Origin of the sequence: Streptomyces sp. HSW2009, from assembly GCF_040240285.1 — a bacterium.
Classification (GTDB): domain Bacteria; phylum Actinomycetota; class Actinomycetes; order Streptomycetales; family Streptomycetaceae; genus Streptomyces.
The window spans coordinates 1-1666 of the sequence record NZ_JBEHZD010000944.1 but is presented as its reverse complement, the minus strand read 5'-3'; the positions used below and the strand labels follow the sequence as shown (position 1 = coordinate 1666).

At 78.5% G+C, this 1666-nt stretch carries 2 protein-coding genes; one reads left to right on the top strand and one right to left on the bottom strand.

The genetic code is table 11. From position 1 onward, the window contains the following. On the bottom strand, positions 1–304 hold a 304-nt coding region (locus AAHZ94_RS33725), incomplete at its 3' end, for a cobalamin biosynthesis protein (RefSeq protein ID WP_349997503.1). Between the two features lie 185 nt (positions 305–489). Between AAHZ94_RS33725 and AAHZ94_RS33720 the strand changes: the two genes are divergently transcribed. After that, the gene (locus AAHZ94_RS33720; RefSeq protein WP_349997502.1) at positions 490–1377 is read left to right on the top strand and encodes a ZIP family metal transporter; all 888 of its coding nucleotides are present in this window, start codon (positions 490–492) and stop codon (positions 1375–1377) included. Positions 1378–1666 lie beyond the last annotated feature (289 nt).

Below are 1666 nucleotides of genomic sequence, written 5' to 3'. Positions count from 1 at the left end.
CGGGGGGCCCCCCGGGGGCCCGGGCTGTAGGGGTGGGGGGCGGCAGGCCCACCGCGGCCAGCGCCGCGGCCGGATGGGCGCGCAGCGGGACCCCGTACCGCTCGGCGGCGAGCAGCAGCGCGGGTTCATCGGCCTTGACGTCGACGGTGGCGAACCCGGCGACGGCCGCCGCCGTCAGCCCGGCCTCCGCGAGGCACGCCGCGACCAGCGCAGCCACCTCGGCCGGCGGCGCGTCGCGGCTGGCCCCGACGCCGACGAAGACCGACACCCGGCCGCGATCGGCGGCAGGCCGACGAGCGGTCATGGCATCGCCCGCACGGCCCGCGTACGCTGCGTGATCACGACAGCGCACCGGGTGCTCATGTCAAGGTCGGCCGCCCGTGCGCGGGCGGTGCGGGCCCGCCTGTGTCGCCCGGTGGAGGCGACCCCGCAGGGCGGCCGGTGCCCCGCAGCGCCCGCGGACCCGGTGGGCGGGAGAGGAGCGAGGCCGTGCCGGTGGTGATCGCGCTGGGCGCGCTGGTGATGACGCTGCTCGGCGGCTGGACCGCGCACCGCGTGACCGACCGCCGGCATCTGATCCTCGGCCTCGCCGGCGGCCTGATGCTCGGCGTCGTCGGGCTCGACCTGCTGCCCGAGGCGCTGGAGGTGGCGGGCGACGAGGTGCACGGGGTGCCAGCGGCGCTGCTCTGCTTCGTCGGGGGCTTCCTGCTCGCCCATGCGGTGGAGCGGCTGCTGGCGGAGCGGGTGGCCGCCCACCACGTCACGCCCGCTGTGGCGGGAGTGGCACCGGAGGACACTCGTACGGCCGGCGCCGGCGCCACCGTCGGTGCCGGTGGCCCGTGGGGCGACGGGGCCACCTCGCGCGCGCCCGCGCGAGGCGATGCCTCCGCCGCACCGGGCGCGGCAGCACACGCCGCGCCGGTCCCGCTCGCCGGCCGGGCGCCACAGGTGGGGCTCACCGCAGCCGCCGCCATGGTGGGGCACAGCGCCATGGACGGGGTCGCCCTCGGGCTCGCCGCTCAGATCAGCGGCGAGATGACGGTGGCCGTCGCGGTGGCCGTCATCGCCCATGACTTCGCGGACGGCTTCAACACGTACACGCTCACCAGCCTGTACGGGAACGCGCGGCGCAAGGCGGCGCTGATGCTCGGTGCGGACGCCGTCGCGCCCGTCGTCGGCGCGGCGTCCACCCTCCTGTTCACCGTGCCCGACCAGGCACTCGGCATCTACCTGGGCCTGTTCAGCGGCGTCCTGCTCTACCTCGCAGCGGCCGACATCCTCCCCGAGGCCCACCACGACCACCCCGCACTCAGCACCCTCGGCTGCACCGTCGCCGGGGTCGGCTTCGTCTGGCTGGTGGTCGGCGCGGCCGGCTGACCGGCGGTCGGCGGGGCGGGGCGGGCACCCCAGCGACGGCGGCCCGACCGTCAGCGGCCCGACCGGTGCGGCGCGGCCTGCGCCGATGGCTGCGGGCGGGACCGCCTCGCCTCGCGCGGGCACGTGCGGCCTGCGGCCCCGGGGGAGCGGCGTGGCGGATTCTGCTCGTGTCGGGCGAGCCCTGGTGGCGGGCAGGGGCGCCGCTGCCCGGCCGCCTCGCGCGGGCGCGGGCGCGTACGGTGCGTGGCGCCAGGTGCACGGTGCGGCTGTGGCCGACCCCAACGGCGCC